Source organism: Streptomyces sp. NPDC046303, assembly GCF_055588085.1.
In genome coordinates, this window is record NZ_JBVJFA010000037.1 from 50,755 (window position 1) to 71,480 (window position 20,726).

The following is a 20,726-nucleotide window of genomic DNA, read 5'->3' on the forward strand; positions in this document are numbered from 1 at the left end:
GCAGCCTGCCGTCGGGGCGGCAACCCGCCCGAACGGGCGGGTGCCCCAGGCCCGGAGTGCCGACCTAGCCTCGATGACGAGGGGCCGCCACCGTACGGACCCCGGGTCGGTGCACGGATCGCCCGTGACCACCGAAGCGAACCGTGAGGAGAATCCGTGAGCCGCTCGTCCGTCCTGCCTCTGCGCGTTGCCGCCGTGGCCCTGGCCGCCTCGGCGTGCATCGCCGCCGGCATCACCTCCGCCCATGCGGCCCCGGCAGGTGCCGCCCGCACCTCCGTCACCGACGCGTGCCCGCTCGGGCCCGTCAGCTCCTACGACCCGGGCGCCGCCGCGGCCGGGCGGTCCGACTGCGGCGGCGGCTCCCCGAACAAGGCGGCCGCCGTGCCGGAGGTACGGACGTTCACCGGTAGTGGGGTGGGCTCAGGGCCGTCCCAGGCGGTGGACGGCGCGGTCCGGATGGCGTACATGCACGCCCAGTGGGCCGAGTGGCAGGCCACCCAGTGCCACGTCCGCGGCACCGACGTCCGGTGGGCCGGCCTCGGCGTGTACGCCGCGGTCGCCGAACTGTTCTGCCAGCGCTGAATCCCGGCGCTTCCATCACCGAGTCATCACCGAGAAAGGAAACACTGACATGACCTCCAGGTTCATCCGCGGCGGTGCCGCCGTCACCCTCGCCGCCCTCGCCGGCCTCGCCGCGCTCGTTCCGACCGCCGCCCACGCCGGCACCGGCGGCAGCGTCAGCGCCCCCGCCGCCGTGCAGGAGCGGCAGGTCTTCACGGGCTGGGCGTACGAGAACAGCCCCAAGGAAGCCAAGCGCGAGGCCGAGAACATGGCCCGTCGACACGCCCTGATCAGCGGGTTCACCCCTGAGCAGTGCGCGCTGCTCTACGCCGACTCCTACCGGCTCGGGCCCGGCTACTACGGCGCCAACGCCGGGATCGCCTGCACCCGCTGAACCTGCTTGATCCCGGCCGCACCCCGCTGAACCAGCCCGCCCCGCTCGTCCCGCCGGTGCGCACCGGCGGGACGAGCGGCCCTTCTGTGCGGAAGGGCCGAGCGGGACTCAGTGCCCCAGGTATCAGGGGTGCCTGGTCACACGCGTGCCGCCGGGTTCCCCCAAATGAAGGACAGGCGGGGTATGTCCCTTGGCTTCTTCACCGGACGCCGATATCAAGATCGGGCCCCCCTCGTCTGCTCTGAACGGACCCACATGTTCTCCACCCCCGTACGGGTTGCGGCCTGCACCGCCCTCGCTGCCGGTCTCCTCACCGGTGCCGGCCCCTCCGAGGCGGCGGCGCCCCCCGCTCGGAAGGCCGGTGAGTGCCTGTACAACCCCGCCCAGGAAGCGGGGGCACCCAAGAACCTGGGAACGCCACCTGCCAAACCCGCTTACAGGGACACCGTGAAGGCCGTGCTCAAAACCAACCGGGGCGACATCAGCCTGGACCTGGACGGCAAGAAGGCGCCTTGCACCGTGAACTCCTTCGTCTTCCTGGCCGAGAAGAACTTCTTCGACAAGACCGACTGCCATCGCCTGAGTGCCGTTACCGGTCTGAAGATGTTGCAGTGCGGGGATCCAACGGGCAGCGGCTCGGGTGGACCGGGCTACCAGTTCGCCAACGAGAACACGGAAGGGGCCACATACCCGAAGGGGACCCTCGCGATGGCCAACTCGGGCCCGGACACCAACGGGAGCCAGTTCTTCCTGGTCTTCGGCGACTCGCGGCTCTCTCCCGACTACACCGTGTTCGGCAAGATCACCGGTGGCATCGACCTGTTGGAGAAGGTCGGGCAGGCCGGAGATGACGGTTCCAGCCCCGCAGGCGGCGGGAAGCCCAAGATGAAGGTCGAGATCGAGGACGCGGTGATCGCGCACGGGTAGACGGTCCCTGTCTGCCGCCGGCCGCTGTCCACAGTCGGATTCCTTCAGCGTCGCGGAGCCGCCGTGATGCCCGCGCCGGCCGACAGGTGAGAAGACCTCCTTGCCGTACCTGAACGATGCGCACCCGGGCAGGACGAGTGGCTCCTTGTGATTCCGCCAACCTGAAGTGTCAGATCAAAGGCTGGTGTTCCGGTCCGTCGGGGGGTCGCTCACGCTGGTGGAGGGAGGAAGCCGGCGGAGAAGATCGTCTGGTGGAGCGGTCGGTCCGCCGGTTCCTGTGCTGGGACCGCTGCGCGAGGGGCTGGTCAGACTGACCGCTTCCTGCTCCAAAGCGGCGAGGTCGTGTCGGTTGCCGACGACCGCTCGCCCGCACCCGGGAGGCAAGCGCCCCGCCACCATCTTGACGGCTGCTTCGGCTGCGTCAGCCTCACCGACGTACTCCGCCCTGGACGGCCCCGCCACGACGAAGCCCCCGCCTTGTCGGGGGGCGATGTAGGGCACGTCCCACGTACAGGGATGCTCGGTACATCGGCTGAAGTGCAGCTCCCACATCCCAACCCACGGGAAGAGCCGGCGCAGTCGGGGCTCGGCATAGGCAGCTCGCACCACAGCACCATCCACGCGGTCCGAAGCGAGAAGCCGCGCCCACGCCGCCTCGGTGATCTCCTCTGCTGCACTCGCTGTGTCCATGGGGACAGGGTGTCAGGTTCAGATGTCAGGTGTCAGAACACGGCACGCCTGATACAGCCTGCGGTTGGAGAACATGCGCCCGGAACCGGGGCCGGCCCAACTCGGGTGAGGCTGCCTCAGCCAGGGGCGGCCTGGTATGAGTGGATCATGAATGCGGACACTCTTGACCCGATGGAGCGCCTGCTCGCAGAGCGGGCTTGTGAGCGACTGGTCGTCGAGTTCGTCCACCGGCTCGACCTCGGGGACCCGGGCTCGGTGGCGGACCTCTTCACGCAGGACGGCACCTGGGAATGGCCCGCCGGCGACCGTCGCATTGCGGGTCACGACGCCCTGCGCATCTACTTCGGCAACCGGCCCGCAGACCGACTGTCACGCCGTATATGCACCAACATCCTGGTTACCGTGACCTCTGCGGACACCGCCGCCGCCACCACCTACTTCACCACGTACCGTGTCGACGGCTACAGCGAGGGCCTCGTACCGCCGCGGCCCCCTGTCCAAGTGGGGCACTACGAAGCCACGTTCCGCAAGGTGGACGACACCTGGCTGCTCACCACGCGGACTCTCTTCCTCTCCTTCGCCGGTCCCACGGAACGCCTTGACGGCCCCGGCCAGTCATGAGAACGGCTCGGTGAAGGGCGCGTAGTGGACCTGGAAGGCGACGTCCGGGACCTCGGGTCATGCGTGTCGACGCGGCCGCCAGCCAGCTCCGTATGCTGCATAGCCTCCACCCCGGCCGGCGGCGGCCTGGCAGACCCAGGCCGGGACGCAGGGCCAGAGGACGGTGTCCCAGGCCTAGCAGGGCCGTTGCCCAGTACAAGGCCACCCGGGACGCCTTCCGGATCGAGTGAGGACCTGTTCGACGCCCTGGGCTTCCTGGCGGACGAAGCCCAGACAGCCGTGGGCCGCGGACTGACCGCCGCTCGCACGCACTGTTCGAAGGCGTGGACTCCGTCCGCGACTGGTGACCGCCGCCCGTCCAGGAGCAGATCGGGCGTCGGGGTCACCGCCCGTCGGGCGCAGTCCGGGGGGCTGAACCGTGTTGTCCTGCCGCCCGACTTCCCCGGATGCGGATACTGATCGCCTCCCCGCCCGGTGAACTCCGGCGCGCCGAACAAGCCTTGACCACCGCTGAAGGGGCCGAGGCCCCGCCGCACCCCGGCGGCTGCTGGGGCGCCGGGAAGCACTGCACGGCCGTAACCATGGAGGGACGACTCCAGCAGTCGTTCGACTTCTGCCCGGATCGGCAGCGGATGAAGTTTCAGGAGGCCCACGCGAAAAACCCCTTGCTCAATGGTCAAGAATCGTTGACCATTGCTCGCATGCCTACCGATGATCTTCCCGGGACGTTTCATGTCACCACGGACGAGCAGCTGCGCGCCGTCTCCAATCTCACACGCCACCGGATCATGGCCGTGCTCCGCTTCGAGCCGGCGACCATTACGCAGATCGCCGAGCGGGTGGGCCTTGCGAAGGGGAGCTCGAGCTATCACGTACGGCTGCTGGAGCGGGCCGGCTTGGTGAAGGTGGTCCGGACGCGGAAGGTGCGGGGGGTCACCGAGCGGTACTACGCGATGGCCGCGCGGGCGATCGTGCTGCCGGATCCGGGCGAGGGAGGGCCGGATGTGCTGATGCGGCATGCGGTGGCGGACCTTGAGTCCTCGCCGGTGGGTGAGCGGCACGTACGGATGGCGCATCTGCGGCTCACCGAGGAGCAGTTCACGGAGCTGGGGGCGCGGTTGCAGGCACTGGCGGACGAGTACCGGGAGCTGTCCGATCCGTCGCTGCCGGACGCGTCACTCGTCTTCGCTCTGTTCCACCCGGCATCGCGGCAGCAGGCCGAGGGGGGCGCCAAGTGACCTCAAGTGAAAAGAAGTTGCCGACCGGGTTCGGACGGCTGTGGACTGCGCAGACGGTGTCCTCGCTCGGTGACGGCGTGTCCCATGCCGCGCTGCCGCTGCTCGCGTTGACGTTGACGCGGGATCCGATCGCGCTCGCCGTCGTCACGGCCGCCGGGACGCTGCCGTGGCTGCTCTTCGGGGTGCTCGGCGGTGCGCTGGTGGACCGCTGGGACCGCCGACGCACGATGTGGGTCATGGACGCGGCCCGTGCGGTGCTGCTCGCGATACCGGCGGCAGCGGCCGCGCTCGACGTACTGAGCATTCCGCTGCTCGCGGCCGTCGCCTTCTTGCTCGGCCTCGGCGGACTCTTCTTCGACACGGCCGCCACGGCCTATCTGCCGGACCTGCTCGGCCGAGACCCCGCACTCCTGGAACGCGCCAACTCTCGCTTGCGCGGAGCCCAGACCGCCATGTCCGGCTTCGCGGGGCCGCCTGCGGGCAGTGCGCTGCTCGCACTCGGACGGGCGGTGCCGCTGCTCGCCGACGCGGTGTCGTTCACGCTCTCCGCACTGCTCGTACGGTCGCTTCCCTCCATGCCCCGGCCCGTACCGGAGGTCCGCGAGTCGCTGCTCCGGCAGGCGCGGGCAGGGGCGTCGTACGTCTTCCGGGACCGGTTGCTGCTCGGGCTCGCGCTCCGTCCTGCCGTCGGGAACATCGCCTTCCTCGCTGTGGAGACCGTCCTGGCCCTCTTCGCCCACGACCGCCTGGGCATCGACACCTACGGCTTCGGCCTGCTCCTCACGGCCGAGGCCACCGGCGGTCTGCTCGGTGCAGGCATCGCCTCCTACCTCGGCCGACGACTCGGCACCGGCACCGCACTGACCTGCACGGCCGTCGTCGAAGGGCTTGCCATCCTCGGCTTGGCCGCCGCCCCGAACCCGTACGTGGCCGGGCTGGCGCTCGCCGTCTGCGGGGCAGGCATGGGCGCCACGATGGTGCTCGGGCCCTCGCTCCGGCAGGCGATCGTCCCGGCCCACCTCATGGGCCGGGTCGCCTCCACCTCCCGCATGCTGGCCATGTGCGCCGCGCCGTTCGGGGCCTTCCTCGGCGGCTGGCTGGCCACTACGTACGACATCCGCACCCCGCTCTACGCCGCCGCCGTTCTCCTCCTGGCGATGACGGCCGTCACGGCATCCATGACCAGCAACCGCCGGGTCGAAGCGGCGCTGCGCGCCGCCGACCCGGCCGGCGGTCCGAAACACCCGACAGCCAAGGATCCCGCCCAGGAGCACGCACCTGACGTGTTGTGACGCCGGCCGCGAAGGCGTCACCTCGATGTCACGACGCTCAAGCGGTTCGACTCGGGGGACTACACCTCCCGCCCGCAGACGAACAGCAGGACCAGCTCCGCGCGCTCGGCCTGCGACGCCGCCGGCGCCCGCGTCAAGGCCGAGGGCCACGAGATCCGTGGTGAGGACATCGCCCGGCCCGGCCCTACCCGCTCAATCAAGCACCGCAACGTGAGGCTGGACGACAACGGCGCCGTGCAGGACTGAGCCGTCCTACCGCCGACCTGCGTGGGGAGGGTGCCGGGACGTCATGCCGACGAAGTCGCGTCCTTCCTGGTCGGAGTTCCGTCCGGGGCGAACGAGTCGTGGAAGGTGAAGCCGTGCGGTGCGGAGCCGTGGTCGTGGAGGTGTTCCAGCCTGGAAACCCCGTCCCGCCAGGTGGGTGTGACGCCGTCGGAGACCCACCAGAACACGTAATTCGGGTGCCCTGTCCTCTCGAACCAGTCGTACCTCCTGTTCAGCGCCTCACGGTGCAGACCGGTGTAGACGGCGTCGAAGGCGGACCGCAGGTCGGTCCAGAGCGAGAGGGTCGCGGCCAGGGCAGTGGTTTCCGGAGTTTGGCCCTTGCCGTACCAAGTCGGTACGGCGAACTCTCCCCACGCACCCCAGTCCGCTTCGAAGAGCACGCCCCGGTCACCGTCTGCCGCTTCGGCACGCGCGACGAATCCGGGATGGTGACTGATCTTCCCGTAGACGGCCTCACCCATGTCGTAGAACTCGCGCGTGAGAGGTGCGGGATCGGCGAGAGGTGACTTCAGGACACCGAATGTGTACAGAGCAAGCTGGGGCATGTGTCTCTCCCTGGTTGGGGCTGCCTGGCGACCCGGTTGGGGGCTACGCCTGGGGACGAAGATTCGGGGGCGCGACCGGCTCATACCGTCGCGGCTGGCCCAGCCCGAAGGAACCCGTGTGCGCCGTGGTCGACCACCGAAGACCACATGAACGTAGTTGCCCCTGCGGGCCCTGTCGAAGTTGCGTTTTCCCTGCCCAAGTGGCCTCGCGTCCACGTCCTTTGCGGGAGCTGGCGCGGTGGCGCAGGGGCCCCATCCGAGGCCGGGACACCGAACCGAGCGCGTGCGTGCTGGACGCCCAGAGCGTCAAGGCGTCCGCCAACGTCCCGGCCGTCGCCCTGGGGCTGCTCCACCAGGTCAAGCGCCCGTTCAGGCCGCCGGGTTGTGGTCGGGGCATCCCCCGCATCCCCCTCCCCAACACTCTTGCTGAGACGAGCTTGAGCGGAGCTGCCGATGCTGCTCCTCCGCAGTTCCCGGGCCGATGTGGACTACGCCGGATCTGCGGTCCACGGCCAAGTGGCGTGGCGGCCGGCCTCGATGAGACCGACCATCCGGAACGCCGCGTCCGTGAGCCCGCCGAAGGTGTGCCGGTGGGGCCCTGAAGGGATGTGGGCCGGCTGGTACCCCGCCAGGTTCCAGGTGTACACGGGGACCTCGGACGGTACCGGTTCGGCCGGCCTGCCGGGGCCGTGGTGTGCGGCCTGCTCGTCAGTGACGATCAGCACGCGGTCGTGGTCCCGGTAGTGGGCGCGCAGGGCCGCCGTGGTCTGTGTGCCTCCGAGGCTGTGGAATCGTTTCAGCACCTCGAGTACCGGTTCCCCGGCCCCGAACGGCACCGGCGCGCTGGACCAGCCGAATTCCACCAGGTCCGCGTGTTGGGCGCGCATCGCCAGGGTGGTCCCGAAGACGGCTGCCGCGTCCGCGCGGCTCAGCGTGGACCGCTCGGAGACGGTGTCCCAGAACATGGAGTCGGACCGGTCCACCAGGATCAGCGTCCGGCCGGGCAGGGCCGGCACGTTGGCGAGGGAGTGGCCAAGTGCCCGTTCCAGGGGTGCGGCCCAGCGCGGCGACGGCGCGTGCCGGTGGGCGGCCAGGTAGCGGAACGGGAACTGCCGGGACCGGGCAACCTCGTCACCATCGCAGATGCGTGCCGCGACCCGCGCCGCCGCCTCGTCCGAGATCCCTGCTTCGTCGAAGTTCCGCAGGTTCCGCAGGAGCGCCATGGGGCCCATCGACGGGATCACGGCTTCCCAGACGGCGGCGTCCAACGGTCCGTGCAGCCAGCCCGCCAGCGCCTCCCAGGTCATGCCCGCCGCAGCCAGCCGCTCGGCACCGCCCGGCCCGGTCACCGCGGCCCGCCGCTCGTCCAGCGGCAGCTCCCTCAGCGCCCGGTGCGCGGTCAGCAGCCGGTCGGAGGCCGGCACGGAAGTCCGCTCCGGGTGGTGGCGGCGGTCCAGGGCGTGCCGGAAGAGGGCACCCTGCCAGGGCTTGTCCGGGTCGGGGGAAGCGTGCACGAGGTTGAGCACGTCCCCGAAGCGGAAGGCCTTGGAGGTGGTGTCGTACTTCAGCAGGGACCTGGAGGAGTACAGCCGGCGCACGGCGTCGGCGATGCCCCGCTTCACGGGCTGCGGCACGTTCCGTCCGTACCGCGAGGTCCAGTAGGCGAGCAGTTCTCCGGGCTCATCGGCCCGCTGGAGCACCGAGTCGATCACAGACCGGTTGGACGGGCCGCCGGCGGACCCGGCCTCGAGCCTGGCTCGGACGTACGCGGCGGCGCCCACCAGGGACGCGGTGCGCATGTTGCCCTCACTGCGGAGCCAGCGCAGCAGGCCGGCCGTCCATACGGGGTCCTCGACGGCTAGTTGTGCCACGAGTCGGGCGTAGCGGTCGTCGCGCTCCTGGCCGCTCTCGTAGAAGGTCCGCTGGGAGACGAAGTTGCCCACGGCCAGGAGGAAGAGCTCTTCCCGGGGCTCCCGGACGATGCCCGGACCGCCTTCGTAGGTGCGCATGGCCTGGCCGGTGCGCCAGTGGTGGATCGCGGGGGCGGACGTGGCGCGGGCGGCTGCCGCCGAGACGTGCGGGGCCACGAGCATCTCGGACCAGATCTTGGAAACGCGCTGGGTGTAGCGAGGCAGTGAATCCCCCCGGATCCAGAGAACGGACGGCCCCGGCCAAGAGGTCCGACGGGGCGAGGTGCGGCCGCGCCGCCCGAGATCAAAAGGGGCGGCGGCATCACTTGGTTGTCAGAAGGAAGTAGCCGCAGCCGGGCGCATCGGGGGCGCGGTCGCGAGCACACTCAAGCAGGCCAGCTGACCTCCCGCCAGTGAATAAACGGCGCGTGCACCTGTCCCGCCCTTGACCAGCCTGTAGGTCTACGTCGCCTCGGCCGCCGATTGACCGCGCCCTCGCTGCTGCCGGAGCTCGAGTCGAGAGCGGGCCCGGCTGTCACGGCGTCGAGGTCCCGGCGCGGGTGGAGTGCGAAGCCTGTGAGGCCGGGCGGGCTTCTCGGCGGTGCAGTGGACGTACTCCCCCGCAATGTGGCGATGGGTGCATGGAACCGGTCAGCGGCCGGCAGAGCGTCGGCGGCGCCGCGGCGGGCTCCCTCCGCGTCGGCCCCCGACCCGGGTCCCGGCAGATGACCTGGCCGGACCCCCGAGGGCACGGTTCGTACGGTCAGCGCAGGTCGACAGGTCGATACCGACGGCCTTGGCCCTCGTCATGATCTCCTGATCGCTGGGGGCGTCCACGGTCCTGTTCCGGTCTCTTCAGGTGGGTGGCTAAAGGCATGGAGCGCCCGTGTCTGGGCGCGGCGGCCGCGTCAGGAACTCCGCGATGCGCTCTCCCCACGTCCCGACGTCGGCTCGCGTGCGTGCCACGCGCAGCCGGGCGTCAGGCAGACAGGCGGCGAGGGTGTCGGCCGTCGCCTGCGGGTGGCCGGGGTCGTCCGCCCAGGTCAGGATCAGGGTCGGGTGGCGCAGCGTGGCGATCGTGGCGGGCGGGGGCAGGTCGCTGAGGGCGAGGCCGCGCAGTACGGAGGGCAGGACGCGCTCCTCGGGTGTCGGCGGCAGTTCGGGGACGTCCGCCACGGCCGCCGGACGGGGCCGGCCGGTCCTGGCGGCCTCCCAGGCCTGCGCCCCCTGGCGTTCGATGGTGTCGGCGGCCGTCCGGTTGGCGCGTGCGTAGGCCTCGCGGGTCGCCCATGCGGTGGGCGGGATCAGCAGCACGAGCCGGGAGAACCGGTCGGGCGCGCGGAGGGCGGCGTGCAGGAGGGTGCCGCAGCCCATGGAGGCTCCGATGCCGTCGACGGGTTCCGTGGCTCCCAGATGGCCGAGCAGGGCCAGCAGGTCGTCGGCGAGGGAGGGGTAGGTGTAGTCGGCGGCGACGGGTTCGCCGGTGGACCGGCCGTGGGCCCGGGCGTCGTAGCGGACCAGGCGCCGCCCGGCGTCCAGGACGGGTGCCCAGTCGAAGAGGCCCATCCGCTCCTCGTTGGCCTGGCTCCCGAACCCCCCGTGTGCGTACACGGCGAGCGGGCCGTGCCCGGCGTCGTCGTACGCGAGCTCCGCGCCGCGATGGCGGAAGCGGCCTTCGGAGACGGGATGTCCTCCCATGGTCCTCATGGCCCCACGCTAGCGCTGTGGCCGGAAAGGCTGCCGGAGCCCGGAACGGGCGCGTGGCCGTGGCCCGGTCCGCTGCTTCTCGCGTGATGTCGGCGTGGACGCGGAAGGGGACCGGGCGGCCTTCGCCGGGTTGTGTTCGTACAGGGGGGCACAGCAGCACGCGACGGGCTCCCGGGGCCGCCCCCGCGACGCGACGACCACCGCCGGCCCCGAAGTCGCAACAGCCGCACGCGAAGCCGTCCGCCGCCTCAAACGCTACGTCGCTCGCGAGCATCGGCGGTCAGCTCATACATCGGACTCGTTCGTCTGGACCGTCTGTGTGGAGCGGCAGTCTGTTCGGCCGAGCCTGCTTGGCGGGGGGTGGACTGCACCGGAGCATGCTGCTCACGGCCGTCGGCGGCGACTGGCGCGAACAGTGCGAGTCCGGCGGCTGCGGGATCGATCCGGAGCAGCCGGTTGGGAGCAGTGATGCACACCAGTTCAGAAGGTGATGAGCACCTGTCGGGTACGCGTACCGGCCACAGGCCGGGGAGGGTGTGGCGTCTGCGAAGGTCGTGGCTGGTGGCTGCGCTGTCCCTCAGCCTGATGACGGGCGTCGGCTCGACCCAGTCGATGGCTGCTGACACCGTCGGTTCCCGGCCGGTGCGCTGCGACAAGAAGCCGACCGGCAGCAAGGTCGTGGATTACTGGCTGCGGTTCACGGTGCCGCCGGGGTTGATGCCGGATCCTCAGTTCGACGGGCGCCGGGCCAGGCTCCACGTCCACCGTGTTCGGCCGGTGTACGCCCACGGCAAGTGCGCAAAGGTTCCCAACAGGGCCGCGGTACTGGTTCACGGCCGCACCATCCCCGGCCCCGCGGTGTTCGACCTGCGACACCCCGCTCCTGGCGGCGGACACCTCAGCCTCCAGAAGAGGCTCGCTTCGGCGGGAATCGACACCTTCGCCCCGAGCCTTCTCGGCTACGGCCGCTCGACGCGCTTCGACGACGGCCTCAACGACCCCGGCAACGCGAGCCTCCGCCCGTATCTTCCGGACGGCTCCTGCCCGTACCCGGAGGGGTGCGACCGCACCCACAATCCGCTTTCCCCCTCGACCAGCAGGGAACGCTGCTCCTGAACAACCCGCTCGACGGACAGCGGCGCCCGCACTCCAGCAACCACCGCTTCGCACGCACGGATGTCTGGGTACGCGATATCCGCCAGGTCATCGACGACGCCATCGCCCGCGCCAAGCCGACGGACGGCAAGGTCACCCTGCTCGGCTACTCGCTCGGTGCCCAGCACGTCGGGCGGACACTGTATGCCGCCAACCCGGTCCTTCCGGGAAGCGCCGCCACCATCGCCAAGGTCAACCGTGTCGCGTTCCTGTCGCCGTTCTTCGGCGGACCCACCGAGGAGACGACGCCCCCGACCGGATTCGCCACCTTCCCGCTGACGCTCACGACCCGTGCGGGACAGGATTCCGGCTGGCGCATTCCCCCGGAGCGCGAGGCCGCCTGCACCGGTCATGTCGTACCGGGCAGCCAGGAGCAACTGTGGGAACAGACCCTGCAACAAGATGAGTTGGGGCGTAGCTGGGGAGGGAACGACCCCGGGAACCCGGTCGGCCTGAACCGGACACCGACATTCTCGACCTATGGCTGGAACGCCGCCGTGGCCGGGCAGTTGACACCGCCGACGCTGGTCATGGCAGGTGTCGAGGACCTCGGGGTTCCCCCGGGATCAGCCGTCGCGGTCTTCAACGCCCTGCCGGCATCGATGACGAACAAGGTGCTGGTGCAGGTGCAGTGCGCGAGCCACCTGATGCATCTCGAGGGCTGTTCCGGTCCGCGTTGTACGCCGGAGTCGGGAACGCCGTACGGCGGGCGTCCCGGCCGCCCGTGGGCAGGCCCGCATGCCACGGTCAAGGCAGCCTTGATCGAGTGGATCAAGAACGGAACGTTCAACGGCGCCGCGAACGGGCGGTTCGTCGTGGACGAGAGCGGCGTGGCCCGAGCCGCAGCGCAACGCACGGCTCGTACGGCGGAAGGAGCGGGTGTCCGCACGCTGGCGCCGTGATGGCCACCGCACGGACGGCGTGCCGGCACGGGCCGGAATGCCCATGAGGACGAGGGCCCGGCCGGCCTGTCCGGCCGGGTCAGGGATGAGCCAGGTGGCACCGGCGTCGCGGCCTCGTCGTGTGCCGTGGCTGACGCAGGCTTGATGTTGCCCTTTGCCGCGCCGGCAGGACCGGCGGAGGACGTGGCCGGGGCTTGGGAGGGGGCGGGGTCGGATGAGGCGAGTGATCAGGCGTCGGAGTGCGGGGAGGGAGAGGGGTATGAGCGGGGAGGCACAGCCTGATCGACATGGTGCCCAGTGGGAGAGACAAATGTCGTGGCCCAAGGTTCCTGCGCGTGACATGATCAGCCGCATGATCGAATTCTCTGCACGGAAGGGCGACGGCCGCCCCGTCCGATGAAGTGGCTGGACGAGGCCGTGTCCGCCGGACACGCCACGACTGCCGGCCACCCTGCCCGCATCGCGGTCCTCGACGCGATACGGGCCGACCACACCGGCCCCATCCCCGTCCGGCTGCTTCAACTCGCCCGGAGCGGCAACGCGTTCGTCCGTCGTGAGGTCATGGACCTCCTGTCGTCCCCCAGGGGCAAGCACCCGTGGCCCGAGGCCGCCGAGGCCGCGCTCGCGCGACTCACCGACCCTGATGAAGAGGTACGGCGCCGGGCCGCGTATCTCGTCGTGCACGCCGGAAGCCACGACGTCGCGCTCAGGGCTCTCGGTGAACTCACCGAGCCCGTGGTGCGTACCGCACTCGCCGATTGGCTCCGGGGCTCCGTCGCGCACCTGCACAACGACCCGTTGGCCTCCGTCCGCTTCCTTGCCCGGCTGGAGACCCTGCGCGTCGCCCCGCCGCGGCAGTGGCTGCCGCTCGACAGGGCGCTGCTCGCCGATGCCGAGGAGGCTGCGCGCCATCTGGACGGCGTCGGGTGGCGCTGGGGTCGGGTCCTGTACGGGCTGGGGCGCGAGCGTCACGTCTACACCCTGGTGGCGCGGCTCCTTGACGATCCCGCCACCCGGGACATCGGCGCCGGCTTGGCCCGCGAGGCCTGCCATGACTGGCGGGCGGCCCCGGTAGAACTCCTGCCCCTGCTTGTCCGTCACTGCGGACAAGCAGTCAGCCCGGCCATGGCCAAAGCCCTCACCACCGCCTCCATCTCGGAGGCGGCGATGCACACACACGGCGCACTGATCGCCGCTGTCCCCTTCACTCCGTACCCCAAGTCCCGTCGGCTGTGCGGCAGTCCGAAGCCGTCGTACGACAGCACCACCGCCGCCGAGATCCTTCAAGCCAAGCCCGTGGACACGGGGCGACTTCAACGAGCCCCTGAGATCTTCGGGGCGCTGCTGGACGCGGGTCCGCTGACGTTCCGGCAGGCCGCCCAACTGTACAACCTCACCTTCAAACGGCCTGGACGCATACAAGCGGCATGCGCTCCCCTATGGTTGCGCCACGCCGGCCCCGCAGCCCTGCCCCGCATTCTCGCTCTCCTCACACCGCACCTCGGTGACTACACGATGGGCGAGTACTACTCGGAAGCCCTGGCAGGCATGGGCCGACACGCGACGCCCGCACTGCCGTCGCTGACGGCCTTGATCGACCGGCGTACCCGTATACCGGTCAACGACTCCACGCGAGACGCCGAGACGATGCTGGACGAGAGGCTGCTCGCGGCCGCGATCGGCGCCCGTCGTGCGATCCTCGCCGACACCGCTCCCTGAGGTCCTCGCGCCTGGGCCCGTGGGCGGCGGGTCGTCGTCAGCGGCTCGTGGAGCGGACTCAGCGGGCCGGGCACTTCTTCCAGGAGAGGTGGTACGTGGCGTTGATGCTGCTGTCGGTCGAGTCCATGGTCATGAAGCTGGTGGTCGATGTCGTGTCGGACTGTCCGCCGTCCACGAGCAGCTCGGTGTGGACGTTGAAATCCCGCTTCTGGCCGCAGGGCAGCCATGCGACGGCCTCCGAAGGCGTCGTATCGGTGGTCTGCCAGTTGTCGTGGAACGGCCCGTGGAACACGTGGTCCGTGCCGGCAGTTTCACGCGTGCCCTGGAAGGAGTAGCCGGCCTTCTGGGTGCCGACTGCGCCCGTCTGCAGGTTTGCGAAGCCTCGGTAGTCGGCCTGGGGGACGGCGTAGGTGTATCCCTTCGGGACGTTCACTCGCAGGTCGAGCCGGCAGTCCTTGTGAGAGTCGGTGGACTTGGCGCCCTTGCCGACCTGCGCGAGGTAGTCGCTGTAGGTCACGGTGAAGGCCGTGTTGTCCGGCGCGACCGCGACCGAGGCGCTGCCGGGCCGGCACCCCGAGCCGTTGACCTTGACGACGTCGATGGTGACCTTGTCGGACGGGGCGGAGGCCGGGGGCGCAGCGACCCCCACGTCGGACAGGAGAGCGGTAGTGGCGAGCGCCGCGGCCGCGACAGTGAGGGTGGCCGTGAAAGTGCGGGGGGTTCGGATCATGCTTGGTTCAACGACACGGGACCGCGGACCGTAACACTCGATCTGCGCCGGCCTCCGCCGCTTCCCCGACCTTGGGGACAGGGCCGACAGTGCGCTGGCACGGCCACATCTGGCGGGCCAACCTTCGCCAGGGGCGGAGGACGCGCGCTACGTCTCCACGGTGTAGCGCAGTTGCGCGAAGCCGCCGCCGACGTCGGCGACCGAGTCCAGGCGCAGAGGAACGTCCTGGATCAGCTCACCGAAGAGGCGGTGGCCGGTGCCGATGAGGACCGGGGCGACGCTGATGATGAACCGGTCGACCCGCCCCGCGCGGATGAAGCTTTGGACGAGGCGTCCGCCGTCGGGGTAGACGTGCTGGATCCCGCGCTTGTCGAGGTCGGCGAGGAGGCTGTCCATATCGCGGTAAACGGTGATGCGTGGGTCGGCCTGCTCGGGGAGGGTGGTGCTCAGGACACCGACGTGGCGGTCACCGTAGTGCCAGTTCTCCTCGCCGAAGCCGATCACCTTGTCGTAGGTGTTACGGCCCATGATCACGGCGTCGACGGAGTCGAGGAACGCGAAGAAGCCCATGTCGCCGGCCCGCTCGCCGCGCGAGGTCAGCCATTCGATGTCGTCGTCGGGACGGGCTATGTAGCCGTCGAGGCTGGTGCCGATGAAGACGGTGGCAGTGAAGGTCACGGGGTCCTCCTGAGCAGGTGGTCGAGGTCTTCATGGAGAAGGGCGGCCGGATTGCCGTCGCCGGTGAGGGCCCACCGCAGAAGGGAGCCGTCGGTGGTGATCTGGACGGCGCGCGCCAGGCGCGGCACATCCGTGCCCGACGGAAGCTCGCCTTGCGCGACCGCGTCGGCGAGCAACTCCCGCAATGCCGCGTCGACCGCGCGGGTGTGCGCGGCGGCATGGGCCCGGAACTCGGGATCGGTCAGGTCGAGCTGCAGCATGCCGAGGTGGTTGGCCATCTCCTCGGGGGTGGACATGTGGCCGGCGAACTCATCGGCGACCGCGTGCAGCGCCGTCAGCGGCGAGCCGTGCGCGGCCCGCGCCCTCCGGTAGGGCTCGGCGGCCCCTGCGGCGGCGTCCGCGGCGAACGCCAGCAGCAGGCCCCGCTTGGACCCGAAGCGCTGGGAGAGCGTCGCCGGGGACACTCCGGCCTCGGCGCCGACGTGCGCAAGGGTGAGCTTGCCGGGACCGTGGGCGCCGATGGCGCGCGCGGTGGCGGAGAGGATCTCGGTGTCGCTGGTGGTGCGGGGGCGTGGCATGGGCCCTCCTTTCGCGATCGACCGTAGCACGTTAATAAATGGTGGTTCATTTATTAACCTGGGGTCGTTTCGCGTGGACGTGCGGGGTCGCTCCGCAGTCGTGCTGACCGTCCTTCCGACGCCGTGGCGAACGAGAGCGTCGCTGTCCGGTACCAGGTCGGGGTTTGAATCCGGGTATGAGTGGCACGGGGAGGAGCAGCGGTTGGGCGGTCGTTTGTGGAGGGGACCGAGGTGTGCATCGCGTTCACAGTGTGGAGTCGTCGTCGAGTTGGCCGGTGAGCGAGCACAGGCCGCACGGAGTAGGCCCCCACTATCTGTTGGACCGGAACGGACCGTTGCACGCCACCGCGACGCCCCACGCGGCTCGTCTCGCTTGGTCCGGGTGTGGCGTGGAGGAGTGCTGCGGTGCCCTTTACGAGACGGTCAGGCGTGACGGGGGATCATGTTGTCTGGGCGGGCTGGCGCGAACCGGCCATTCAGGACGTCGACCTGCGGGAGACCGGAGAGAACCACAGAGAGGACCACCGCATGACCGGGCACCACGTAGAGGACGAGGACCAAGAGCCGCCGGAGCACCACCGCTACCGCCACTACCTGCGGGACCTGGAGCAGGTGTCGGAGGCGGACGAGGCCGCGCTGGTGGCCGCCGTCCTTCGGGACCCGGACACGGCGATGGCGCAGGCCGCGGTCAACCGTCACATCGAGTGCCGGGCCGCCGACCTCCTGACCGGCCCGGCGTTCACCGCCTGGGCGCGACGGATGGCCCCGCTCGTCGACGGCCGTCCCTTCCTCTCCGGCCGCCTGCGCGAGTGGACGCTGCTCCGGGCGGTCGCACTGGACGAGCCGTGGACCGCCGAGGAACTCATCGGGGCGTCCGATTGGTTCCAGCGCACCGCTTCGGTCGCCGGGATCGTCACCTCGCCCGAGGCCCTCGGCCTGCTCGCCGAACGGGGACGGACCCGGCGGGTGCGCAACGCGGCGAGTCGGCGCCTGCCCCCGCCGCGTCGACAGCCGGGCTGAACGGGGCCGCTTGAGAGCCAGGGGTACCTGCGCTCAGAGTGCGCCGCTCAGGCGGCGTGCCCTACGGTCGGCCCGGCCGGGCCGACGGTCACGCCATCGCCGGGACTGCCTGAACACCACCGTCATCTACGAGGCCGCCGCCATGCACAGCAGCACGTACGTCGGCTCATACAGTTCGTCATGCCGGGCGGTAACACACTCGTAGAACTCGGCCCGGAAGCGTCACGCTTTCGCGAACGCCTCCCTCCGGACCGCATCACGCAGCAAACACATCGGAGTTCGCACTCCGGGAGGCGGGAAACCGGGAGTGTTCGGAGGATGAGGTGCGGCAACCTGGTGTCCCCCCGCGAGGGTGCTCCGCCGCTGACGACGCAGTTCGGTCACGACGTGGAGCAGCGCATTGGTCTGTCGTGTACCTGCGGTACACGCTGAGCCCATGGCGAGACGATCACAGGTCCGGGCGGGTACGACGGGCGGCTGCGTCCTCAACGGATGTCTGACCCTCCTGGGGCTGCTGCTCGTGTCCTTCGTCTGCGGGTGGATTTGGCTGGAGACGCAGCCGGCACGTGACGAGGCCCAGGCTAGGAAGAACCTGCGGAAGAACGTCGAGGCACTGCGTGACCGGCTGGGCGGGGCGGCGGCCGACGGCAGCCTGCCCGACACGGAGATCGCGCAGATCGTCCCTCCGTCGAACGCCGCCAGGGGACTCGTCGGCGTGACGCGGCAGGGCGAAGCCGTCACCGTCGTCGCGGAAATGTCCGGCCACGGACCGCCGCGGACGTTCATCTTCGCTTACGAGCGGCCGGTCTCGGGCTGTTACGCCTTCGAGGTACCGCCCCCAGCACCCGGGGGCCCGCGGCCTTCCGTACGAGAACTGCCGCGGGAGGCATGTGCGACGGCCCGCCCACGCCGAAGCGATCGGTGACACCAGGACGTGAGTCTGGCGTGCCCTGATGGCCGCGTTTCATGGCCAACTGGGCTCCGCTCGCGCATGAAGCCCGGTGGTGCGGTGCCTCGCGACCGCCTCCCGGCCAAAGAATCCTCCCCTTACCCCGCAGCCAAACCCAAGTCGAAATTCACGCCGAGGTTCCAGACCAGGTTGGCGGTACGGCCACTGATCGCCCGACGTGGAACCGAGCACGGCTCCGGCCTGGGCGCCCACCGGTGGGCGTGGAGCACGCGTTCGCCCATCTGCACTGGTTCCGCCGCCTGCGGATCCGCTGGGAGGTACGCGACGACATTCGCGCAGCGTTTCTCACGCTCGTATGCGCACTGCTCTGCTGGAGGCATGTCACGTCGGCGTCTCGGTTGTCCTGGAAAGGGGGCCAGTCCGAACCAAGGGGAGGAGGGCACGACAACAGCTGCGGGCTCTTTGCATGCCTGGTGGGCAGGGGCCGTCCCGGCACCCACGGAGATTGAGGGGCTGGCTGGCTGGCTGGCTGGCGTTCCCTATACCGCACGGTCGATCCGAAGCGCCGCTGGGGGATGATGGCGGGCATGGTTGTGGGTGTGCAGCGGGTGCTGGTCTTCCCGCAGGAGGCGGCCGCTCGCGGTGTCGCTCGTGAGCTGGCGGATGCGGGATGCCGATCGGTGACGGTCCGGAAGCCGGGCGGCGAGCGCCAGGACTGGGATGTCGTTTCGTCGGCCGTCTACCCGGTGCCCGGTGACGAGCCGGAGCTGCTGGGCCCTCTTCTCCGGCAGGAGAGGCGACGTCTCGCGGCGCTGGCCCGAAGCCGGGGCGGGGCCCTGCTCACGTACGTATCGTGCGTGCGCAGCAGCGTATCGGCCTCCGCTCACGACAATCCCGTCCACGAGAACGCCACGGCCGCCTTGGCGCTGCCCACCCCTCTTCCGGTCGGTCTGCCACAGCCGGGCAGGGCACCGGTGTGGGAGGGGCTGAACTTCGGCGACCCTGGGGCGGAGATAGCAGCAGCGGTAGCCGTCGCGCACCGGATGTACGGCAGCTCCGCCGCGGCACCGCCGCCCCTGGCGCACCTCGCGGATGACGACCTCGGCCAAGAACTCGTCCAGGAGTTCGCCGGACCCAATGGCGTCCGGCTGTTCCTCGAGGACCTCGTGTCCATGGCCCACCACCTGCCGGCTCCGGACGGCGGCATCGTGTCGATCATCCCCTTCCTCACCGAACTGGCCTGCTGCCGGGCCCTGTCGCCGGGTACCCGTGCGAGCCTGCTTCTGCTGCTCCTCGGTCTTGTCGCCGAGCACGACACCACCGCTGCCCGCAACGCCGACTGGGCCGCGATGCGAGGCTTCCGGCCCGCTCTCGGCCCCCTCGCCCTGGTGAGGGACGCGGTCATCGCACGGATCCCGGTTCTTCTCCCGCGATGGGACCTGGAAAGCGGTGCCGCCCGCTGTGTGCTCGCCTCGCTGGCCGTCTTCTGCCCCGCGCAGACCGCCGCGTCCGTACGCCCTCGCCTGCCCGATATCCCGGCACCGCCGGGCACCGGCCGTGCCGATGTCCTCGCCCTGGCCGACGCGCTGCTCGCAGAGGACACCGACGCCCTCCATACGGCGCTGGATCGCATGGCGGCCTGGGACGAGGACCTTGCCGAACTGCTCGACAGCCCGCACGTTCCTCCGTTCCGGGCTGCCCGCACAGCACTGGCCGCCGCCGTCGCACGCGAGCTGTCGACAGCACTGCACTTGACCTGACGCGCACCCTGCCCGCGTGCCCGCGTGCCCGCGCGCCCGCGCGCCCGCGCGCCCGCGCGCCCGTGGCGAGGGCTGCCGAGCGATCGTCCCACCAGGCAGGTGCCGGGAGCAGGGGGGGCGGCTCTGTCGGCGCCCACTGGCCGGGACACGAGCGGCGCGAGGCCGTGGTGGTGGTGAGGCCCCGCAGGAATTTTCCGGCCGGCCGGTGGGCGAGACTGCGCACATGCTGATCAGACGAGAAACCCCCGCCGACTCGGCCGTTGTCCGTGCCTTGACCGTGGCTACCTCGCACAAACCGCACGTGGAAGACACGGTAGAGGCGAGATTGCGGGATGCCTTGCGGCCCTCTGAAGCCTGGATACCGGCCCTCTCCCTGGTGGCCGAGGGTGAAGCCGGCGAGCTCGTCGGCCACGCCCTGTGCTCCTGGGGCCGGATCGGCACCGTCCGGGTCCCGAACCTCAGCCTGCTCGGCGTACTCCCCTCTCACCGGCGACGCGGTGTCGGTTCCGCACTGGTCCACGCCGCGCTCGCCGCCTCGGACGCGCTCGACGCCCCGTTGGTCGTCGTGCTTGGTGACCGCGACTTCTACGGCCGCTTCGGCTTTCGCCCGAGCTCTGAGTTCGGCATCATCGGTCCGGAACCGGGCTGGGGCGACCTCTTTCAGGTCCGTACCCTGGCCGCCTACCAACCGGCCGTACAAGGCGAATTTGCGTACCCCGATGCTTTCCACAGTTCATGACGTCCTCGGCGCCCACCGCGTCGCGCGCCGAGGACACACCAGGGCGCGCCTCGTTGGGCGTACCGACGTCACTGGCCGGGTCGGCTGACTGCGCTGCCGGTCGTCCAAGCCAAGAGCGTCCAGGTTGAGGTGTGTCAGGACGGCATGATGAAGCGCAGGGCGAGGCCGGGGGCTGTGGTCCAGTAGGTGACGCGGGCACCGTCGTCGAACGCTACCCGGCCGGGCAGGTCGATGGTGACGGGCTCGCTGATGTTGTTGCCGGGGTTGGGTCCCTGGAGGCTGAGGGGGAGGGTGTTCGTGTCGTAGGTGTCCATGCCGCCGCCGCTGGCGAGCAGGGCTGCGTACGCCTTCTCACCGGGAGCGAG

At 70.3% G+C, this 20,726-nt stretch carries 20 protein-coding genes and 3 pseudogenes; 15 read left to right on the forward strand and 8 right to left on the reverse strand.

The features are described from left to right. The first annotated feature begins 156 nt into the window (after positions 1-156). The 3 genes from ACZ6I1_RS29530 to ACZ6I1_RS29540 all read left to right on the forward strand — a co-directional run bounded on the left by ACZ6I1_RS29530 (position 157) and on the right by ACZ6I1_RS29540 (position 1,882). Positions 157-582: a hypothetical protein gene (locus ACZ6I1_RS29530; protein WP_469291950.1), complete on the forward strand. Its 426-nt coding sequence runs from the start codon at positions 157-159 to the stop codon at positions 580-582. 49 nt (positions 583-631) lie between these two features. Beyond that, positions 632-955: a hypothetical protein gene (locus ACZ6I1_RS29535; RefSeq protein ID WP_469291951.1), complete on the forward strand. Its 324-nt coding sequence runs from the start codon at positions 632-634 to the stop codon at positions 953-955. Between the two features lie 456 nt (positions 956-1,411). Next, on the forward strand, positions 1,412-1,882 hold the full coding sequence (locus tag ACZ6I1_RS29540; RefSeq protein ID WP_469291952.1) for a peptidylprolyl isomerase: 471 nt from the start codon (positions 1,412-1,414) through the stop codon (positions 1,880-1,882). A 174-nt stretch (positions 1,883-2,056) separates the two neighbouring features. On the opposite strand, the gene ACZ6I1_RS29545 is transcribed toward ACZ6I1_RS29540, so the two are convergent. Then, a complete protein-coding gene (locus ACZ6I1_RS29545) occupies positions 2,057-2,572 on the reverse strand; it encodes a DUF6193 family natural product biosynthesis protein (RefSeq protein ID WP_469291953.1) in 516 nt (171 codons plus the stop codon). Between the two features lie 147 nt (positions 2,573-2,719). Between ACZ6I1_RS29545 and ACZ6I1_RS29550 the strand changes: the two genes are divergently transcribed. From ACZ6I1_RS29550 to ACZ6I1_RS29560, 3 genes are all read left to right on the forward strand, one after another. After that, positions 2,720-3,193, forward strand: a complete 474-nt coding sequence (locus ACZ6I1_RS29550; RefSeq protein WP_469291954.1) for a nuclear transport factor 2 family protein — start codon at positions 2,720-2,722, stop codon at positions 3,191-3,193. 701 nt (positions 3,194-3,894) lie between these two features. Continuing rightward, positions 3,895-4,431: an ArsR/SmtB family transcription factor gene (locus ACZ6I1_RS29555; protein ID WP_469291970.1), complete on the forward strand. Its 537-nt coding sequence runs from the start codon at positions 3,895-3,897 to the stop codon at positions 4,429-4,431. After that, the gene (locus ACZ6I1_RS29560) at positions 4,428-5,723 is read left to right on the forward strand and encodes an MFS transporter (protein ID WP_469291955.1); all 1,296 of its coding nucleotides are present in this window, start codon (positions 4,428-4,430) and stop codon (positions 5,721-5,723) included. Before ACZ6I1_RS29555 ends, ACZ6I1_RS29560 begins: the two co-directional genes overlap by 4 nt. 287 nt (positions 5,724-6,010) lie before the next feature. Here the strand turns inward: ACZ6I1_RS29560 and ACZ6I1_RS29565 are convergent, their stop codons facing one another. After that, positions 6,011-6,553 (reverse strand): DUF3291 domain-containing protein, encoded by a 543-nt coding sequence (locus tag ACZ6I1_RS29565; RefSeq protein ID WP_469291956.1) that lies wholly within the window; start codon positions 6,551-6,553, stop codon positions 6,011-6,013. Positions 6,554-6,774: 221 nt separating this feature from the next. Here ACZ6I1_RS29565 and ACZ6I1_RS29570 point away from each other — a divergent pair. After that, a pseudogene (locus ACZ6I1_RS29570) lies at positions 6,775-6,900 on the forward strand (IS5 family transposase); the annotation flags it as partial. 141 nt (positions 6,901-7,041) lie between these two features. Here ACZ6I1_RS29570 and ACZ6I1_RS29575 read toward each other — a convergent pair. Both ACZ6I1_RS29575 and ACZ6I1_RS29580 read right to left on the reverse strand, forming a co-directional pair. After that, positions 7,042-8,646 (reverse strand): TROVE domain-containing protein, encoded by a 1,605-nt coding sequence (locus ACZ6I1_RS29575; RefSeq protein WP_469291957.1) that lies wholly within the window; start codon positions 8,644-8,646, stop codon positions 7,042-7,044. A 684-nt stretch (positions 8,647-9,330) separates the two neighbouring features. Next, positions 9,331-10,170, reverse strand: coding sequence for an alpha/beta fold hydrolase (locus tag ACZ6I1_RS29580; protein WP_469291958.1), 840 nt, complete (start codon positions 10,168-10,170; stop codon positions 9,331-9,333). A 561-nt stretch (positions 10,171-10,731) separates the two neighbouring features. On the opposite strand from ACZ6I1_RS29580, the gene ACZ6I1_RS29585 reads away from it, so the two are divergent. The 3 genes from ACZ6I1_RS29585 to ACZ6I1_RS29595 all read left to right on the forward strand — a co-directional run bounded on the left by ACZ6I1_RS29585 (position 10,732) and on the right by ACZ6I1_RS29595 (position 13,946). Beyond that, positions 10,732-11,286, forward strand: a complete 555-nt coding sequence (locus tag ACZ6I1_RS29585; protein ID WP_469291959.1) for a hypothetical protein — start codon at positions 10,732-10,734, stop codon at positions 11,284-11,286. After that, entirely contained in the window at positions 11,229-12,227 is a 999-nt protein-coding gene (locus tag ACZ6I1_RS29590; protein WP_469291960.1) for an alpha/beta fold hydrolase, read from the forward strand. Before ACZ6I1_RS29585 ends, ACZ6I1_RS29590 begins: the two co-directional genes overlap by 58 nt. 396 nt (positions 12,228-12,623) lie before the next feature. Beyond that, positions 12,624-13,946: a hypothetical protein gene (locus tag ACZ6I1_RS29595; RefSeq protein ID WP_469291961.1), complete on the forward strand. Its 1,323-nt coding sequence runs from the start codon at positions 12,624-12,626 to the stop codon at positions 13,944-13,946. A gap of 58 nt (positions 13,947-14,004) precedes the next feature. Here ACZ6I1_RS29595 and ACZ6I1_RS29600 read toward each other — a convergent pair whose 3' ends face one another. From ACZ6I1_RS29600 to ACZ6I1_RS29610, 3 genes are all read right to left on the reverse strand, one after another. Further along, positions 14,005-14,676 carry a DUF4360 domain-containing protein gene (locus tag ACZ6I1_RS29600; protein WP_469291962.1) on the reverse strand — a complete coding sequence of 224 codons (672 nt, stop codon included), beginning with the start codon at positions 14,674-14,676 and terminating at the stop codon, positions 14,005-14,007. 147 nt (positions 14,677-14,823) lie between these two features. Further along, complete coding sequence (locus ACZ6I1_RS29605) at positions 14,824-15,354, reverse strand: dihydrofolate reductase family protein (RefSeq protein ID WP_469291963.1); 531 nt, start codon at positions 15,352-15,354, stop codon at positions 14,824-14,826. Beyond that, on the reverse strand, positions 15,351-15,932 hold the full coding sequence (locus ACZ6I1_RS29610; RefSeq protein ID WP_469291964.1) for a TetR/AcrR family transcriptional regulator: 582 nt from the start codon (positions 15,930-15,932) through the stop codon (positions 15,351-15,353). The genes ACZ6I1_RS29605 and ACZ6I1_RS29610 overlap by 4 nt, the downstream gene beginning before the upstream one ends. A gap of 528 nt (positions 15,933-16,460) precedes the next feature. Between ACZ6I1_RS29610 and ACZ6I1_RS29615 the strand changes: the two genes are divergently transcribed. The 5 genes and pseudogenes from ACZ6I1_RS29615 to ACZ6I1_RS29635 all read left to right on the forward strand — a co-directional run bounded on the left by ACZ6I1_RS29615 (position 16,461) and on the right by ACZ6I1_RS29635 (position 20,361). Further along, the gene (locus ACZ6I1_RS29615) at positions 16,461-16,952 is read left to right on the forward strand and encodes a hypothetical protein (RefSeq protein WP_469291965.1); all 492 of its coding nucleotides are present in this window, start codon (positions 16,461-16,463) and stop codon (positions 16,950-16,952) included. 436 nt (positions 16,953-17,388) lie between these two features. After that, positions 17,389-17,877: a hypothetical protein gene (locus ACZ6I1_RS29620; protein WP_469291966.1), complete on the forward strand. Its 489-nt coding sequence runs from the start codon at positions 17,389-17,391 to the stop codon at positions 17,875-17,877. A 180-nt stretch (positions 17,878-18,057) separates the two neighbouring features. Beyond that, positions 18,058-18,236: pseudogene (locus ACZ6I1_RS29625) on the forward strand (transposase); the annotation flags it as partial. Positions 18,237-18,449: 213 nt separating this feature from the next. Further along, positions 18,450-19,622, forward strand: a complete 1,173-nt coding sequence (locus ACZ6I1_RS29630; RefSeq protein WP_469291967.1) for a hypothetical protein — start codon at positions 18,450-18,452, stop codon at positions 19,620-19,622. Positions 19,623-19,845: 223 nt separating this feature from the next. After that, positions 19,846-20,361, forward strand: coding sequence for a GNAT family N-acetyltransferase (locus tag ACZ6I1_RS29635; RefSeq protein ID WP_469291968.1), 516 nt, complete (start codon positions 19,846-19,848; stop codon positions 20,359-20,361). Between the two features lie 134 nt (positions 20,362-20,495). Here the strand turns inward: ACZ6I1_RS29635 and ACZ6I1_RS29640 are convergent. Then, positions 20,496-20,726, reverse strand: a pseudogene (locus ACZ6I1_RS29640) (DUF4232 domain-containing protein); the annotation flags it as partial.

Bases quoted from the DNA above. Each gene is read 5' to 3' on its own strand.
- ACZ6I1_RS29575 (WP_469291957.1), bottom strand. From the start codon at position 8,646: ATGCTCGTGGCCCCGCACGTCTCGGCGGCAGCCGCCCGCGCCACGTCC.
- ACZ6I1_RS29635 (WP_469291968.1), top strand. From the start codon at position 19,846: ATGCTGATCAGACGAGAAACCCCCGCCGACTCGGCCGTTGTCCGTGCC.
- ACZ6I1_RS29595 (WP_469291961.1), top strand. From the start codon at position 12,624: ATGAAGTGGCTGGACGAGGCCGTGTCCGCCGGACACGCCACGACTGCC.
- ACZ6I1_RS29610 (WP_469291964.1), bottom strand. From the start codon at position 15,932: ATGCCACGCCCCCGCACCACCAGCGACACCGAGATCCTCTCCGCCACC.
- ACZ6I1_RS29565 (WP_469291956.1), bottom strand. From the start codon at position 6,553: ATGCCCCAGCTTGCTCTGTACACATTCGGTGTCCTGAAGTCACCTCTC.
- ACZ6I1_RS29620 (WP_469291966.1), top strand. From the start codon at position 17,389: ATGGCGAGACGATCACAGGTCCGGGCGGGTACGACGGGCGGCTGCGTC.
- ACZ6I1_RS29600 (WP_469291962.1), bottom strand. From the start codon at position 14,676: ATGATCCGAACCCCCCGCACTTTCACGGCCACCCTCACTGTCGCGGCC.
- ACZ6I1_RS29535 (WP_469291951.1), top strand. From the start codon at position 632: ATGACCTCCAGGTTCATCCGCGGCGGTGCCGCCGTCACCCTCGCCGCC.
- ACZ6I1_RS29615 (WP_469291965.1), top strand. From the start codon at position 16,461: ATGACCGGGCACCACGTAGAGGACGAGGACCAAGAGCCGCCGGAGCAC.
- ACZ6I1_RS29630 (WP_469291967.1), top strand. From the start codon at position 18,450: ATGGTTGTGGGTGTGCAGCGGGTGCTGGTCTTCCCGCAGGAGGCGGCC.
- ACZ6I1_RS29550 (WP_469291954.1), top strand. From the start codon at position 2,720: ATGAATGCGGACACTCTTGACCCGATGGAGCGCCTGCTCGCAGAGCGG.
- ACZ6I1_RS29580 (WP_469291958.1), bottom strand. From the start codon at position 10,170: ATGAGGACCATGGGAGGACATCCCGTCTCCGAAGGCCGCTTCCGCCAT.
- ACZ6I1_RS29555 (WP_469291970.1), top strand. From the start codon at position 3,895: ATGCCTACCGATGATCTTCCCGGGACGTTTCATGTCACCACGGACGAG.
- ACZ6I1_RS29545 (WP_469291953.1), bottom strand. From the start codon at position 2,572: ATGGACACAGCGAGTGCAGCAGAGGAGATCACCGAGGCGGCGTGGGCG.